The 15,462-nt window shown below is 41.6% G+C and carries 17 protein-coding genes and 1 tRNA gene; 5 read left to right on the forward strand and 13 right to left on the reverse strand.

The window, feature by feature from the left end; translation table 11 throughout:
• The first annotated feature begins 8 nt into the window (after positions 1 to 8).
• On the forward strand, positions 9 to 1,124 hold the full coding sequence (locus O3655_RS02570) for a site-specific integrase (RefSeq protein WP_308697064.1): 1,116 nt from the start codon (positions 9 to 11) through the stop codon (positions 1,122 to 1,124).
• A 6-nt stretch (positions 1,125 to 1,130) separates the two neighbouring features.
• Here the strand turns inward: O3655_RS02570 and O3655_RS02575 are convergent.
• The 6 genes from O3655_RS02575 to O3655_RS02600 all read right to left on the reverse strand — a co-directional run bounded on the left by O3655_RS02575 (position 1,131) and on the right by O3655_RS02600 (position 3,232).
• A tRNA-Arg gene (locus O3655_RS02575) sits at positions 1,131 to 1,202 on the reverse strand.
• 42 nt (positions 1,203 to 1,244) lie between these two features.
• Positions 1,245 to 1,592 carry a 50S ribosomal protein L19 gene (gene rplS, locus O3655_RS02580; protein ID WP_001068669.1) on the reverse strand — a complete coding sequence of 116 codons (348 nt, stop codon included), beginning with the start codon at positions 1,590 to 1,592 and terminating at the stop codon, positions 1,245 to 1,247.
• 118 nt (positions 1,593 to 1,710) lie between these two features.
• Complete coding sequence (gene crcB, locus O3655_RS02585; RefSeq protein WP_125413623.1) at positions 1,711 to 2,040, reverse strand: fluoride efflux transporter CrcB; 330 nt, start codon at positions 2,038 to 2,040, stop codon at positions 1,711 to 1,713.
• Positions 2,034 to 2,408 (reverse strand): fluoride efflux transporter CrcB, encoded by a 375-nt coding sequence (gene crcB, locus O3655_RS02590; protein WP_000712084.1) that lies wholly within the window; start codon positions 2,406 to 2,408, stop codon positions 2,034 to 2,036. Before crcB (O3655_RS02590) ends, crcB (O3655_RS02585) begins: the two co-directional genes overlap by 7 nt.
• A complete protein-coding gene (locus tag O3655_RS02595) occupies positions 2,405 to 2,671 on the reverse strand; it encodes a chorismate mutase (protein ID WP_061587597.1) in 267 nt (88 codons plus the stop codon). The genes crcB (O3655_RS02590) and O3655_RS02595 overlap by 4 nt, the downstream gene beginning before the upstream one ends.
• A gap of 117 nt (positions 2,672 to 2,788) precedes the next feature.
• A complete protein-coding gene (locus O3655_RS02600; RefSeq protein WP_001162125.1) occupies positions 2,789 to 3,232 on the reverse strand; it encodes a flavodoxin in 444 nt (147 codons plus the stop codon).
• A gap of 103 nt (positions 3,233 to 3,335) precedes the next feature.
• Here O3655_RS02600 and O3655_RS02605 point away from each other — a divergent pair, with 103 nt between their 5' ends.
• The 3 genes from O3655_RS02605 (at position 3,336) to O3655_RS02615 (ending at position 5,609) form a co-directional block, all read left to right on the forward strand.
• On the forward strand, positions 3,336 to 4,280 hold the full coding sequence (locus tag O3655_RS02605) for a bifunctional oligoribonuclease/PAP phosphatase NrnA (protein WP_316584535.1): 945 nt from the start codon (positions 3,336 to 3,338) through the stop codon (positions 4,278 to 4,280).
• A 107-nt stretch (positions 4,281 to 4,387) separates the two neighbouring features.
• Positions 4,388 to 5,203 (forward strand): lantibiotic ABC transporter permease, encoded by an 816-nt coding sequence (locus O3655_RS02610; protein WP_371641145.1) that lies wholly within the window; start codon positions 4,388 to 4,390, stop codon positions 5,201 to 5,203.
• Positions 5,204 to 5,366: 163 nt separating this feature from the next.
• A complete protein-coding gene (locus O3655_RS02615; protein WP_000710762.1) occupies positions 5,367 to 5,609 on the forward strand; it encodes a type B 50S ribosomal protein L31 in 243 nt (80 codons plus the stop codon).
• A gap of 116 nt (positions 5,610 to 5,725) precedes the next feature.
• Here O3655_RS02615 and O3655_RS02620 read toward each other — a convergent pair whose 3' ends face one another.
• From O3655_RS02620 to O3655_RS02650, 7 genes are all read right to left on the reverse strand, one after another.
• Positions 5,726 to 7,060, reverse strand: a complete 1,335-nt coding sequence (locus O3655_RS02620) for an Nramp family divalent metal transporter (RefSeq protein WP_308697061.1) — start codon at positions 7,058 to 7,060, stop codon at positions 5,726 to 5,728.
• Between the two features lie 214 nt (positions 7,061 to 7,274).
• Positions 7,275 to 10,451, reverse strand: a complete 3,177-nt coding sequence (gene carB, locus O3655_RS02625) for a carbamoyl-phosphate synthase large subunit (RefSeq protein ID WP_125456968.1) — start codon at positions 10,449 to 10,451, stop codon at positions 7,275 to 7,277.
• A gap of 448 nt (positions 10,452 to 10,899) precedes the next feature.
• Entirely contained in the window at positions 10,900 to 11,979 is a 1,080-nt protein-coding gene (locus O3655_RS02630; RefSeq protein WP_000166849.1) for a carbamoyl phosphate synthase small subunit, read from the reverse strand.
• A 49-nt stretch (positions 11,980 to 12,028) separates the two neighbouring features.
• Positions 12,029 to 12,952, reverse strand: coding sequence for an aspartate carbamoyltransferase catalytic subunit (locus tag O3655_RS02635; protein WP_308697060.1), 924 nt, complete (start codon positions 12,950 to 12,952; stop codon positions 12,029 to 12,031).
• A gap of 18 nt (positions 12,953 to 12,970) precedes the next feature.
• Positions 12,971 to 13,492 carry a bifunctional pyr operon transcriptional regulator/uracil phosphoribosyltransferase PyrR gene (gene pyrR / locus O3655_RS02640; protein ID WP_000850018.1) on the reverse strand — a complete coding sequence of 174 codons (522 nt, stop codon included), beginning with the start codon at positions 13,490 to 13,492 and terminating at the stop codon, positions 12,971 to 12,973.
• Between the two features lie 210 nt (positions 13,493 to 13,702).
• A complete protein-coding gene (nth, locus tag O3655_RS02645) occupies positions 13,703 to 14,332 on the reverse strand; it encodes an endonuclease III (protein WP_000244437.1) in 630 nt (209 codons plus the stop codon).
• Positions 14,333 to 14,875 carry a DUF177 domain-containing protein gene (locus tag O3655_RS02650; RefSeq protein WP_049501342.1) on the reverse strand — a complete coding sequence of 181 codons (543 nt, stop codon included), beginning with the start codon at positions 14,873 to 14,875 and terminating at the stop codon, positions 14,333 to 14,335.
• A 168-nt stretch (positions 14,876 to 15,043) separates the two neighbouring features.
• On the opposite strand from O3655_RS02650, the gene O3655_RS02655 reads away from it, so the two are divergent.
• On the forward strand, positions 15,044 to 15,373 hold the full coding sequence (locus O3655_RS02655; RefSeq protein ID WP_049501341.1) for a hypothetical protein: 330 nt from the start codon (positions 15,044 to 15,046) through the stop codon (positions 15,371 to 15,373).
• Positions 15,374 to 15,462: the final 89 nt, after the last annotated feature.

A 15,462-nucleotide genomic window follows, 5' to 3' on the forward strand; every position in this document is an offset into this window, starting at 1 on the left:
AAAAGCAAATGGCATCATACAGAAAAAGAGAAAATGGAAAATGGGAATATCGCATTTCTTATAAATCTCACGACGGAAAATACAAGAAAGCTGAAAAAGGGGGATTCCCGACTAAAAAGGCTGCACAGATAGCAGCAGCCGAAAGAGAGAAAGAACTACTTCTTCCCTCTTATGTTTCGGACGACATTACCCTTTACGACTACTTCACCCAGTGGTCTACCATCCATAAGAAACCAAATTTAGCACCAGTAACCTGGCAAGTCTATCAAATTACTGGCAAGCATATCAAACGACTGTTTGCAAATACAAAGCTAAGAAACATAACCAGTTCAATCTACCAGCAAGCCCTAAATACATTTGCTGAGACTCATTCTCAAGCATCAGTTGAAAGATTGAATATTCATATCAAGCAATGCGTTGCTATGGCAGTTCATGAGGAAATCATTCAAAAGGATTTCACAACCTTTGCCAAAGCGGTATCCCAACATAAAGGGATTGAGAAAGAAACCAAATTTCTTGAAGTTGAAGAGTACAAGAAAGTTATAGCTGTTTCAAAGCGTAAAATGGACGTTCAATCTTATGCAGTGATCTATCTTATCGCAGTTACTGGAATGCGTTTCGCTGAATGCTTAGGGCTTACATGGGACAGTGTAGACTATGATAACAAGGTTCTTTCTGTAGATAAGACCTGGAATTACAAAACGAATCTTGATTTCAGCTCTACAAAAACAAAAAGCAGTATCCGAAAGATACCGCTTGACGACTCAACTCTTGAATTATTAAAAAAGTACAGACAAGATCATTGGCTGGAAAATAAAGATAATCGTATTTTCTCTAACATATCAAACAATGCAGTCAATAAGACGCTAAGATATATCGTTGGAAGAAATGTCCATGCTCACTCGCTTAGACACACATACGCTTCTTTCTTGATTTCAAAACACGTTGAACTACTATCTATCTCTAAAATCCTTGGCCATGAGAATATGAACATCACTATTGAGGTGTACGCTCATCAGTTGAAGGAATTAGAGGACGAAAGCAACTCAGAAGTAAGAGAGATATTCGGAAATTTAGGGGCGAATTTGGGGCAAAACACCTCAAGCACCCAGAATAATCAATAGTTTATATGCCCCCTGCAGGAATCGAACCTGCAACTACTCCTTAGGAGGGAGTTGTTATATCCATTGAACTAAGGGAGCTAGAGAAAAACCCTGCTGGGTAAGCAGAGTTTTTTAGTCGAATTAACGACGGATTTCTTTGATACGAGCTGCCTTACCTTGAAGTGCACGCAAGTAGTACAATTTCGCACGACGTACTTTACCGTAACGAACAACTTCGATCTTTTCAACACGTGGAGTGTGGATTGGGAAGATACGCTCAACACCTACACCGTTAGAGATTTTACGAACTGTGTAGTTTTCTGAGATGCCTGCACCTTTACGTGCGATAACAACACCTTCAAAAATCTGGATACGTTCACGGTTACCTTCGACAACTTTCGCGTGTACACGAACTGTGTCACCAGGACGGAATGATGGGATATCTGTACGAAGTTGACCTTCAGTCAAGCTTTGGATTAATGGATTCATTTTATTCTCCTATCTTTGTCAATCTTGAGGAACCTTCCTCAGCGGATAAACTGTATTTTTGTGCGTCCATTACACACAAGATACAGTTTACCAAATTTCCACCTAAAAGTAAAGAAATTTATAGCAGAATTCCTAAAAAAATCGCTAGAAAACCGCCTAGGTAAGTTAAGAGAAAATAGCTATAAAATACCTTCTTATCACTAAGTAGTCTTTGTAGCTCATCATTCAGAGTTGAAAAGGTCGTCAACCCACCACAGAAACCTGTCGCGAGGATAGCATAGACTTCCTTGGACTCCACATGATTGTAGAGTAGACCGATCAAAAAACATCCTAGAAGATTGGCTATGAGAGTTCCTAGGGGCAATTTAGAAGATTGATTGTATCGGGAAAAGAAATACCGCACTAGGGCTCCAAGTCCGCAGGCGATTGCAAGATAGACGATTACCATTTCTTCCTCCCTAGACAATAAGCCAAGAGCAGGCCTCCGCCAATACTCAAAAGTAGGTAGATGCCTAAACTAAGATAACGCTCGGTATCGAGCAACTTCACAGCATCCAAAAGCAGGCTAGAAAAGGTTGTTAAACCACCGCAAAAGCCTGTACCCAGCGCCAAAACCAAACCTTTACTGCTTCCCTTATAGACCAGATAGCCTTTTACCAGATAGACCAAGCAGAAAATTCCCAGATAGTTGACAAGGAGGGTTCCCCAAGGAAAGTCAGGACTGGCTGGCAACTGACTAGATAGAAAATAGCGGACAAGTCCACCCAACATAGCAGCTAAAAAAATCCCTAGCGGATAGAATTGTTCTTTTTTCATTTGATGTTTTGATCCTGATAGTCACGCGAACGTTTGAGAATATCTGAAAAAGTCGCAACAATGGTCTCCTGATAGCGCTTATCTTCTACTCGATTTCTGACTTTTTCAAAAATGATTTCTTCTCGCTTGGTATCTAAGATTGGCTTACCAGATGCTTTCTTATAAGCGACAACTCCCTCAACCAAATGCATCCGTTCTTCTAGGAGCTTTACGATTTGGTCATCGATTTGATCAATTTCTTGCCGAATAATATCTAAATCCATAGTATCTCCTCCTTTATTTGAATTATTGTATCAAAAACCCTCTAAATAGGCTAGTAAAATCCCAAAAAAACTAATAAAAAAACGCACTGACTTCTTCCAGTCAGCGCAATTTGATTCTTATCCTACTTTTGCAGCCAATTCTTCTGCGAATTGTTCCAAACGTTCGATGTCTTCTTCTTCGGCAGAAAGGTCTACTTTAACACACTCTGAACCTTTTTCTGCTCCTGTCGCTACAAAAACGCGATCAAAGTCATCAACAGCTTTACAGAATTCGTCGTAGAAAGTATCTCCTGAACCGACCACTCCGTAGATTTTGCCATTCAAGTTGAGATCTGCTAGGTCTTCGTAGAAGTCCATCATCTCATCTGGCAATTCTCCGTCTCCATAAGTATAAGTCGCAACGATTGCGATGTCAGCCTCCAAGAAGTCTGAAGCGTCAACAGTCGTACATTCATCCACATCAACATCCAAGCCCAAGTCACGCAATTTATCTGCTACAATATCTGCAATTTCTTCGGTATTACCGGTCATACTGGCAAATACAATTTTTGCTAATGCCATATCGTCCTCCTCAATTTATCTTTCTCCATTATATCATATCTTTTTCATTTTAAAAATAAAAATTCTTGTGCTACAATGAAATGAGAAAGAATTGAGGTTATTTATGGAAATTTGCCAGCAAATATTAGAGAAAATCAAAGAATACGATACCATTATCATTCACCGTCATATGAAACCAGATCCAGATGCCTTAGGGAGTCAAGTGGGCTTGAAAGCTCTTCTCACACACCATTTTCCAGAAAAGACCATCAAAGCAGTCGGTTATAACGAACCAACTCTTACTTGGATGGCGGAAATGGATACTGTACAAGACAGTGACTACCAAGGAGCTCTTGCTATTATTTGTGATACAGCGAATCGTCCTCGTATCGATGATAAACGCTACGAACAAGCTGATTTCACCATCAAAATCGATCACCATCCAAATGATGATATCTATGGTGACCTATCTTGGGTCGATACAAGTTCAAGCAGTGCCAGTGAGATGATTGCATTATTTGCTCAAGAAAATCAGCTAGCTTTGTCTAGTGAAGCGGCACGACTTCTCTATGCAGGAATTGTAGGGGACACAGGGCGTTTTCTCTACCCATCAACTAGTGCTCGTACCTTTAGAATAGCTAGCCAGCTCCGAGAAATTGATTTTGACTTTGCTGGATTGTCTCGTCAAATGGATACCATGAGCTTCAAGATTGCAAAATTGCAAGGGTATGTTTATGATCACTTAGAAGTTGATGAGAATGGGGCTGCGCGCGTTCTGCTTACTCAAGACATATTGGAAAAATATAAGGTTACGGATGCTGAAACAGCAGCGATTGTCGGAGCACCTGGCCGAATTGATACTGTTAAGGCTTGGGCTATCTTTGTTGAGCAAGCTGATGGTCACTTCCGTGTGCGAATGCGCAGTAAAATCACTCCTATCAATGAGATAGCCAAACGACACGACGGGGGAGGGCATCCATTAGCCAGTGGTGCCAATTCCTATAGTCTAGAAGAAAACGAACAAATATACAAAGAACTAAAAGAGACTCTACAGATTCACCAAGGCTAAGAAAGAATTTTCTTGGCCTTTTATATGCTAGATTCTTAAAATATACGGTTTCTTTGTACCTCAGTTTATGGTATAATAAATCAAACTGAATAAAAGGAGACTTAATAATGGAAAAAAATCGTTTGTATATTCTCATTTCTGCTGGAGTAGCCATCCTTGGTTCACTTTTGCCATGGGCTAGTTTAAATGCAGGTTCTTTTGGATCCTATAGCGTGAATGGTTACCAAGGAGATGGGTGGTTTGTCATTATCGCAGCTATTGTGTCTATTGTTCTTGCTTGCTTGAATAATATGAATAAAGCAATGCCTAAAGGGTTCTCAATTGGTGTCATTGTTGCGGGTGCAATTGCAACTCTCGTCACACTAAATAGTCTCTTTAATGTAAATAAATACATGTCTAACTTTGGTGGATATGGCGTTTCAATCGGCTTTGGTTTGATTTTAGCTATTCTTGCTAGCATTGCACTAGTTGTAACTGGTCTCTTGGCAATGTCAGGTGGTAAAATTACCAAAGAATCATTTACTGAATTAGCTGAGTCTGGTAAAGATTTTGCTCAAACTGTCGGACGTGTAACAAGCTCTACCGTTAAAACTGCAGTCGAAGAAATCAAAAAAGAATCTCAAGAACGTAAAAAAGAAGAAACTAATGCTGAAAAAACAGAGACAGCTAAAGAGGAAACCGAGCAAACAGAAGAAGCTAAGGAACCAGCTAATGTGGAAGCTGAATCAGCAGCAGAAAACGCAGAACCAGTAAAAGAAGAAACTACAGAATCTGAAACAAAAACAGAAGCTGAGCCAGTAGCCGAACCAACAGAAACAGAGGCTGAAGCTGAAACTGTAACAGAATCAACAGAAACAGAACCTACTGAAACTGAAAAAGAGGCTAAATCAGCAGAAGAAAAAGCTCCAAATCAAGAGAACTAATCATTCTTCTACCCTCACTCCAGTAAACAATGGGGTGATTTTTTATCAAGATTTTTAATAAAATCAGGGAAAAGACTTGCCAAACTTATCAGAATCTGATAGACTAGTATGGTAACAATCTATGGCTCGCAAAGAGACCATGGCAGAAAGGAAATATTGCAAAATGAAAAAAGATATCCATCCAGAATATCGCCCAGTTGTCTTCATGGACACAACTACTGGTTACAAATTCCTTAGCGGTTCAACAAAACGCTCTAACGAAACTGTTGAGTTCGAAGGCGAAACTTACCCATTGATCCGTGTGGAAATTTCATCAGACTCACACCCATTCTACACTGGACGTCAAAAGTTCACTCAAGCAGATGGACGCGTGGATCGTTTCAACAAAAAATACGGTCTCAAATAATGATAAAAAAGAACAGTTGCCACTGTTCTTTTTTTGTACTTCTTTTTATGAACCAACCACTACCACTTTCTATTTGTCAACCTTCACGCTGACGCTATGATTGATTTCAAACGAGGTTAAAAAATATCGAAAAGAAGCTTGATATTGAGAATGGTCAAGATGATTGAAACTGCGTAACCTAGGATAGTGTTCCACTTAGCATTGGTAAATTCTCCCATCAGTGACTTCTTAGAGGTCAGATAGATTAAGGGGAAGATTGAAAACGGAAGAGCGATTGACAGAAATACCTGTGAATAGACCAATAACTGATCCAAGGTTTTTTCTTGATGTCCAAACAAGACGGCGACTATAATCACAGGAAGCAAGGCAAAAATACGGGTACCGATACGGATAATCCACTGAGGCAATCTTAGATGTAAGAAACCTTCCATGACAATCTGTCCTGTCAAGGTACCTGTAATGGTCGAATTTTGTCCACTTGCTAAGAGGGCTAGGGCAAATAAAGTTGACAGAGTTGAACTAGCTATCGCTCCTGCTATTGTCGAATCCTGTAAAGCATTGTACATTTGAGAAAAAGCTGAAATTTCAGATGCATGACCAAAAAAGAGAGATGCCCCTAAAATGAGAAGCAAGGAATTGACAATAAAGGCTAGGGACAACTGAAGATTTGAATCCCAGGTCATAAAACGCACGGCTTTTCGAACATCCTTCTTATCTTTGTGATTGATTTTCCTTGTTTGGGATAGGGATGAATGAAGATAGAGATTATGGGGCATGACTGTCGCTCCCACAATTCCTAGAGCCAAGGTCAATTGGCTTTCATGACCTGGCAATGGTGTTTCGAATAATGTTGGAGTCGGTAAATAACCACCAAAGATACCCTGAATACTTGGATTGGATAAGGCCACCAGATAGGTAAAGATGGCTAATATGGTTAAAATAAGAGTCGTCACAATGGCTTCAATTTTTTTGAAGCCAAATTTCATCAACAACAACAAAAGAAATACATCTAAAACGGTTAAGAGGATAGCGACCATAATCGGTATTTTAAATAAAAGATTTAAGGCAATCGCTGAGCCTAAAACCTCGGCTAAGTCTGTCGCCATTAAAGCTAATTCTAAAATCACCCAAAGACTATAGCGAAGCCATTTGGGAGCATGATGTGCAGTTGCCTGTGCTAGGTCCATCTTAGTTACGATACCGAGCTTTCCAGCCATCTGTTGTAGCTGCATAGCAATGATAGATGAAATCAAAATAACAAATAAGAGACTATATTTGTAGGAAGCACCACCAACCACGCTGGTAATCCAGTTTCCAGGATCCATATAACCAACTGCTACAAGGGCTCCAGGTCCTAAAAATGCTTTTAGATTTTGCCAAAAATGATTGTTATTGGGAGTTTCAATAGATTGGTTGATCTCAGAAAGAGAGACTTTTTTGTAAGAAGACATCGGAATTTTACACTTTCTAATCTGTCTTTACTTTTTTTAATGGATTTTTTGAAATTATAATGAAAATAGTTTCCCATTTCCAATTCTTCCTTATTATATCACATTTTGGAATGATTACAAATAAAAAAAATGATAGTTGAAAGAAGCAATATCAGTATTGCAAAAGCCAGCGTTTTCTGACGCTGGCTTTAAAACTGTAAAAATTCTTTCTCAACTAGATCGCTTCTGTGACAAAACTACGACTTTCTAGCACCTTAAGCATGGCATTTGCTGTGTCTAGTGCTGTAAAGAGTGGCACACCATGTTCAATGGCTGAACGGCGGATTTGCTCACCATCTTCGTCAGCAGTTCGTTTGGTTCCAACAGTATTGATGATCGCTTGGATTTTCCCTTTGCGGACAAAGCTTGGGATATCCTGTTCATCGTCACCAATCTTACCAACAGGTTGGGCTTGAAGTCCATGACTGGCAAAGAAGGCTGCTGTCCCTTCTGTCGCAAGGATACCATAACCGATATTTTGGAAACGACGAGCCAAGTCCAAGGCTTCATCTTTGGCATCATCAGCAATGGTAAAGACAACATTTCCAAAGGTTGGCAAGTGCAGGTAAGAAGCTTCAAAAGCCTTATAGAGAGCTTTTTCAAGAGTAGTATCAGAACCCATGACTTCCCCTGTTGACTTCATTTCAGGACCGAGCAAGCTATCTACCTTGGCTAGTTTCGTAAAGGAGAAGACTGGTGCCTTGATATGGACGCGAGCACTTTCAGGATAAAGTCCATCTTGGTAGCCCAGTTCTTCAAGACTTTGACCAAGAATGAGCTTAGTAGCTACCTGAGCCATAGGAATATTGGTTACCTTAGAAAGGAATGGAACCGTACGGCTGGCACGTGGATTGACCTCAATAACATAGACTTTCTCATCCTTGATGACAAACTGAATGTTCATCATCCCAAGACAGTTAAGACCTATTGCTAGACGTTTGGTATAGTCTGCGATGGTTTCCTGCACCTTTTGCGACAAGGTTTGTGGTGGATAAACGGCCATTGAGTCACCTGAGTGGACACCGGCACGTTCGATATGCTCCATGATACCAGGGATGAGGACATTTTCCCCGTCTGAGATGGCATCAACTTCACACTCCTGACCAACGATGTAAGAGTCAACAAGGACTGGGTGGTCTGGACTGGCCTTAACAGCGGTACGCATGTAAGAACGAAGATCTTCTTCGTTTTCAACGATTTCCATAGCACGTCCACCCAAGACATAAGATGGACGAACGAGGACTGGGAAACCAATCTTGCGAGCAGCAAGCACAGCTTCTTCTTCATTAGTTGCTGTTTGTCCTGGTGGCTGTGGAATATCCAAGTCTTTAAGGGCTTGTTCAAAGAGGTCACGGTCTTCGGCACGGTCTAAGTCAGCGACTTGGGTACCAAGGATGGTCACACCTGCTTTTGCCAAAGGTTCCGCAAGGTTGATGGCTGTTTGACCACCAAACTGAACGATAACGCCTTTTGGTTGCTCCAAGTCGATAACATTCATAACATCTTCGAAAGTCAACGGTTCAAAGTAGAGCTTGTCAGATACCGAGAAGTCTGTTGAAACGGTCTCTGGGTTTGAATTCATGATGATGGCTTCATAACCAGCAGCCTGAATAGCCTTAACAGAGTGAACGGTTGCGTAGTCAAACTCAACCCCTTGACCGATACGGATTGGACCTGAACCTAGAACTAGGACGGATTCCTTATCAGACTTGATAGACTCATTTTCCCATCCATAGGTTGAATAGAAATACGGTGTTTCAGAGTCAAATTCTGCCGCACAGGTGTCGACCATCTTATAGACTGGAACAATCTTGTTTTCCAAACGTAGTTGGCGAACTTGGTCAGCTGTCGTTTTCCAGAGTTCCGCAATCTTACGGTCTGAAAATCCATTGAGTTTAGCTGTTTTCAAGACTTCTAGATCTTGTGGATGGGCACCTAATTCTTGCTCAATTTCAAAGATGTGCAAGAGTTTATCAAGATAAAAGATATCAATCTTGGTCAATTCAGCAATTTCTTCTGGAGTGTAACCACGGCGAATAGCCTCTGATACATAGAAGAGACGGTCATCTTGGGCTTTCACAACCTTTTCAATCAAGGCATCATCTGAAACATCTGCAAGCTCCGGCATTTCATTGTGGTGAACCCCAATTTCAAGTGAACGACATGCCTTGAGAAGTGACTCCTCAATGTTACGACCAATAGCCATGACTTCTCCAGTCGCCTTCATTTGGGTCCCAAGACGACGCTCACCTTTTTCAAACTTGTCAAATGGGAAACGTGGAATCTTAGCAACCACGTAGTCAAGAGCTGGCTCAAACATAGCAAAAGTTGAACCTGTAACTGGGTTGATAACCTCATCCAGGGTTAAACCAACTGCAATCTTGGCAGCCAATTTGGCAATCGGATAACCCGTCGCCTTAGAAGCAAGGGCTGACGAACGCGATACACGAGGGTTTACTTCGATAACATAGTACTTGAAGCTATGCGGATCAAGGGCCAGCTGAACGTTACACCCACCTTCAATCTTGAGTGCGCGGATAATGCTCAAGCTCGCGTCACGTAGCATTTGGTTTTCATAGTCTGACATGGTTTGTGCAGGAGCAAATACGATAGAATCCCCTGTATGAATCCCAACTGGGTCAAAGTTTTCCATGTTACAAACAACGAGGGCATTGTCAGCTGAATCGCGCATCACTTCGTACTCAATTTCCTTGAAACCTGCGATTGAACGTTCAATCAAACATTGGGTAACAGGTGACAGTTTCAACCCATTTTCAGCGATTTCACGCAATTCTTCCTCGTTGGCACACATACCACCACCAGTACCACCAAGGGTAAAGGCTGGACGAACGATGACTGGGTATCCGATTGTTGCTGCAAAGGCCACTGCTTCTTCAACTGTGTTGACAATTTCAGATTCAGGGATTGGCTGCTCAAGCTCTTCCATCAATTGTTTAAAGAGGTCACGGTCCTCCGCTTGGTCGATGGCAGACAATTTAGTACCTAAAAGTTCGACACCAAGCTCATCTAGGATACCATTTTTAGACAATTCCATGGCCATATTGAGCCCTGTCTGACCTCCAAGAGTTGGAAGCAAAGCATCTGGACGTTCCTTACGGAGAATACGCGTCACAAACTCCAGTGTAATCGGTTCGATGTAAACCTTGTCCGCAATCTCCTTATCCGTCATGATGGTGGCAGGGTTTGAGTTCACCAAGACAACCTCATAACCTTCCTCTTTCAAAGACAAGCAGGCCTGGGTCCCCGCATAGTCAAACTCAGCAGCCTGACCAATAATAATCGGACCAGAACCAATCACCATAATTTTTTGAATATCAGTACGTTTAGGCATTTATAAGATATTAAGGGCGTCAAGCGGACAAAGCTAAAATAGGAGTTATGACGAAGAACTGTCAGTTCTAGGAATAACTATCTTTTTAGCACCGTCCGTAGCCCGTATTCAGTTCAGCAAATACGGACCACCCTTCTCCTTTCTATTTGGCAACTCTCGGGTTGCCATTAAATAAATTCTCCGACGATTTTTTAGAGAAACGATATTTTTCGATAAAAAATCTAGTGCAGGGAGTTTTTAGTTCGCCCAATAGCGACTAAAAGAAACGACCTGCCTTTCTATTCGTCGCCTCACAGAGCGACATTAAATAAGATACAAAGGACGAATAGAAAGCGATTGAATTTTAGGAAACCAAGGAAGGATTGACAATCCAGGTTGGTTTCTCTAAATTCCGAGCTTTCCGTTCGTGTTCAGTTACATAAATTCTCTAACGAGCTTTTACTCGTTCTTAGTTTGTTTGTTTAAAAGCTTCCATCATCTCGATAAATTCATCAAATAGGTAGCTTGCGTCGTGTGGACCAGGAGCTGCGTCTGGGTGGAATTGTACAGAAAAACCTGGTTGGTATCTGTGGCGAACTCCTTCAACTGACTTGTCATTGATTTCTTCGTGGGTAATGATCAAATGCTCTGGCAAGTCCTCACGGCTAACTGCATAACCGTGGTTTTGGCTGGTAAAGTCTACGCGTCCTGTTGCAATTTCACGTACCGCGTGGTTAAATCCACGGTGACCAAATTTCATCTTGTAGGTCTTCGCCCCGTTTGCCATGGCAAATAGTTGGTGTCCCATACAAATACCGAAAATTGGAATTTTCCCTTGCACACCACGAATCATGTCTAGTGCTTCTGGAACATCTTCTGGGTTACCTGGACCATTTGACAACATAACTCCATCAGGATTTAGGTGGAGAATTTCTTCCGCTGTTGTTGAATAAGGAACAACCGTAACGTTACAGTTACGCTTAGAAAGTTCACGTAAGATTGAGTGCTTGAGACCAAAGTCTACTAAGACCACACTCAAACCAACTCCTGGAGCTGGATAGGAAGTTTTAGTAGAAACCTGTTTGATATTGTCTGTTGGCAAGACTGTTGCTTGGAGCTGGTCCGTCACATGGTCCATACTGTCCCCGACGTGAGTCAAGGTTGCACGCATGGTACCATGCTTACGGATAATCTTAGTAAGGGCACGCGTATCAATCCCTGAAATACCTGGAATTTTCTTGGCTTTCAAAAATTCATCCAAGGTCATTTGGTTGCGCCAGTTGCTAGCTCGACGCGCCTCTTCAAAAACGACAACTCCCTTACAAGTTGGAATGATGGATTCATAATCATCACGGTTAATGCCATAATTTCCTACCAAAGGATAAGTAAAGGTCAAGATTTGTCCATTATAAGACTGGTCTGTAATGGATTCTTGGTAGCCGGTCATCCCTGTATTAAAGACGATTTCGCCTGTTACATCAATATCTGCTCCGAAGGCCTTGCCTTCAAAAACTGTACCATCTTCTAATACTAGAAGTCTTTTTGTCATATTTTCACCTCTCGTGGACGCTCACTGGCGTCTTTTAACGTCTTGTGTTTTAGTTGGCGTTTCTACTCGCCAATACGGATTCTAAGATTGCCATTCGAACAAAGACACCATTGGTCATTTGTTGGACAATGCGTGATTTTGGCGCTTCAACCAAGTGGTCAGCAATTTCCACATCTCGATTCACTGGAGCAGGATGCATAATGATTGCTGTTTCTTTTAAGCGATTATAGCGTTCTTGGTGCAAACCGTGTTGAGCATGGTAATCTTCTTTTGAAAAAACGGCTCCACTATCATGGCGTTCATGTTGAACGCGGAGTAACATCAAAACATCCACCCGATCAACAATCTCATCAATAGTTACAAACTGTCCATAGTCCGCAAACTCTTGACTTCTCCATTCCTCAGGTCCTGCAAAGAACAGTTCAGCTCCCAAGCGTTTCAAAATCTGCATATTGGATTTGGCAACGCGTGAGTGGTCCAAGTCGCCTGCAATAGCAACCTTGAGACCCTCAAAGTGGCCAAATTCCTCATAAATAGTCATCAAATCAAGCAAGCTCTGGCTAGGATGTTGTCCCGAACCATCACCACCATTGATAATAGAAGTTGTAATCGACGGACTCGCAATCAACTCTCTGTAATAGTCAACCTCTGGGTGGCGAATCACACAGACATCCACTCCTAGAGCAGATAGTGTCAAGATGGTATCATACAGTGTCTCACCCTTATTGACCGAACTAGTCTTCACATCAAAGTCAAGTCGTTCCAGCCCCAGCTTAATCTCTGCCACTTCAAAGGACTTATGTGTCCGTGTAGAATCCTCAAAGAAGAGATTCGATACGATAGATTTGTTCTCGTAAGGAAGTTGGGCTCCGTTTTTAAACTCGATTCCTCGTTTGATCAATTTCATCACTTGATCAACTGTAAGGTCTTCCATAGAAACCACATGGTTCAATGCTTGTTGATTTTCTGACATGGCTACTCCTTCAGCTTTCTAAGCTTCTTCAGTAATCAGAACTCTGTCTTGGCCATCAAGTTCTGTCATCTCTACGATGATTTCTTCAGAACGACTAGTTGGAATATTTTTCCCAACGTAATCTGGACGGATAGGCAATTCTCTATGTCCACGATCAACTAACACCGCTAAACTCACGCGCGCAGGACGACCATGTCCAACAATATTATCAATAGCAGCACGGATAGTACGGCCTGTATAGAGTACATCATCCACCAAGATAACTTCACGGTCTGTCACATCAACAGAAATCAAAGAAGTATCTTCTCCGCTTTTAACATCATCACGGAAAGGCTTGGTGTCCAATTCCACAACAGGAACAGTGATGTTTTCCAACTGCTCCAAGCGTTCTTTGATTCGATGAGCGATGAAAACACCACGCGTTTTTATCCCAGCTAGGATAATTTTATTCAAATCTTTATTGCGCTCAATAATCTCATAAGTAATTCGCGTAATCGCTCGTTTGACAGTCAATTCGTCTACAACTTCTTTTGTCTTCATGACAAACCTCCAAAAAGAAAAGTCTCCTTCTACAAGGAGACTTGAAATGTATAGCCAAGCGAGCCCTACTATAAACAGTATAGACTTCACCCTTCTACTTTATCGCGCTCCTTGCCTGCCTCACGGGACAGGTTTAAAGGACTATTTAGTTATCATTTACTATAGCACAAAGCACCCTTAAAATCAAGCAAAAACTTTTTCAGAGTCCCCTTAAACATTACTAAAATCATATAACTGGGGATAGTGGTCACATTCTGGATTTTTAGGATGACAGATAGCTCGTCCAAAGTAAATCATGGCCTGGTGAGCTGCTAACCATTCTTCTGGTGGCAAGACATCCATAACACGTTTCTCTACTTCAAGTGGCGTAGCTGATTTTTTAACGATATCGTGATGCTTACAGATACGCTCCACATGAGTATCCACTGCAAAGGCTGGGATCCCAAAGCCCACACTCATGACAACATTGGCTGTCTTACGACCAACACCTGCTAGACTTTCTAATTCCTCTCGAGTCTGAGGCACTTGACCATCAAAATCGTCTAGTAACTGTTGGGCACATTTTTTAAGGAATTTGGCCTTATTTCGATACAGTCCCAGGCGAGAAATGTGTGAAGCAATTTCACTCTCTGTCGCTACAGACATGGCTTGTGGTGTCGGAAAAGCAGCAAAGAGACCTGGCGTGGCCTTATTTACCGCTGCATCTGTGGTCTGAGCTGACAACATCACTGCAACCAAGAGTTCAAAATGATTGGTAAAATCAAGACTAGGCTTAGCATCTGGAAAGAGGGCAATAATTTCCTCTATGACATGACGGGCACGTTTCTTAGATAAAACCATCTACTCGTCTCCATCAAACAGTCCTTGCAAGCCAGCAAATGGACTGTTTTCTTCTTTCTTGACTGCTTGTTGGGCTTGGTATTCATCTTCAGTCATGATTTGCCAGTCATTTCCAGACACAAACCCTTGGCCCGCCTCTTCTTCTTCCGTCAAGACCTTGATTGGGATATTGAGCAGAATATTATCTGCTACGCTCTCAGCAAGGTCTATTTCCCCATTTTCAATAGGCAAGACCAAGTCATCATCAAGAACTTCCTGGTCCAGTTGGTTGGTCGCTACTTCCATGAAAACTTCTGTCACTGGATAAGACTCAGCCAACTCAACTGGCTCCATACTGCGGCTGGAAGCAAGAACAATGGTATAAGATAGCTGATAGTCTAAGAAATACAGACGGTCTTCATACTGTACCTTCCCCACTGCAAGGATATCTTTGACATCTAAAATCTCTTGGTTCCGTTTACGCAAGTCTGCTGCCAGGTCCAAAGCTTGTTCAAAATGCAGGCCTTCAGGTTGCTTACGAATTTCTTGAATGTTTAACTTCATATTTCCTCCATAAAGATGTACTCACTTGATTATACCATGAAAAGGCTATAAGTCAGCCTCCCAAACTTTGATATTAAAATCTCATTTTTTAACATATTTACTATGACAAACTTTCCTATTAGTGCTATACTATAGGCAAGAATACATCAGAGCAAGGAGGATGCTCATATGGAGGACAAAGCACTCATCACTGAAGCTTACCAACTCCTTTCCGAGTTAAATAAAAGCTACCAAAGCTGTAAACAAGGAACAGCTGATGATCTTCGACTGCAAGAGCTGCTGAACACCACTCTTAAGGAACTAAAAACAGCAGAAAAACTGGACAACAGTATCTTAATCGACCTTGAGAAATTTTACCAACGTACCAGTCTTCTTATTGGACTAGGGAGCCTAAAACTAAACGATCAAGCTCGTATTGCTTGGCGAAACTATGACAAGTTCCACTACGAACATGTCAAACACGTGCTAACTCTCTATGGGCCTGTTTTCGGTTTTTAGAGTTTGAAATTACTTGTTTTCTGTTGACAAAATTTCCTGAAAGGTATAGGATAGAGGTACTAATACTCGGAGGTAAGGGAGACATGAAC

Source organism: Streptococcus sp. 27098_8_70, assembly GCF_041432215.1.
Classification (GTDB): Bacteria; Bacillota; Bacilli; order Lactobacillales; family Streptococcaceae; genus Streptococcus; species Streptococcus oralis_CP.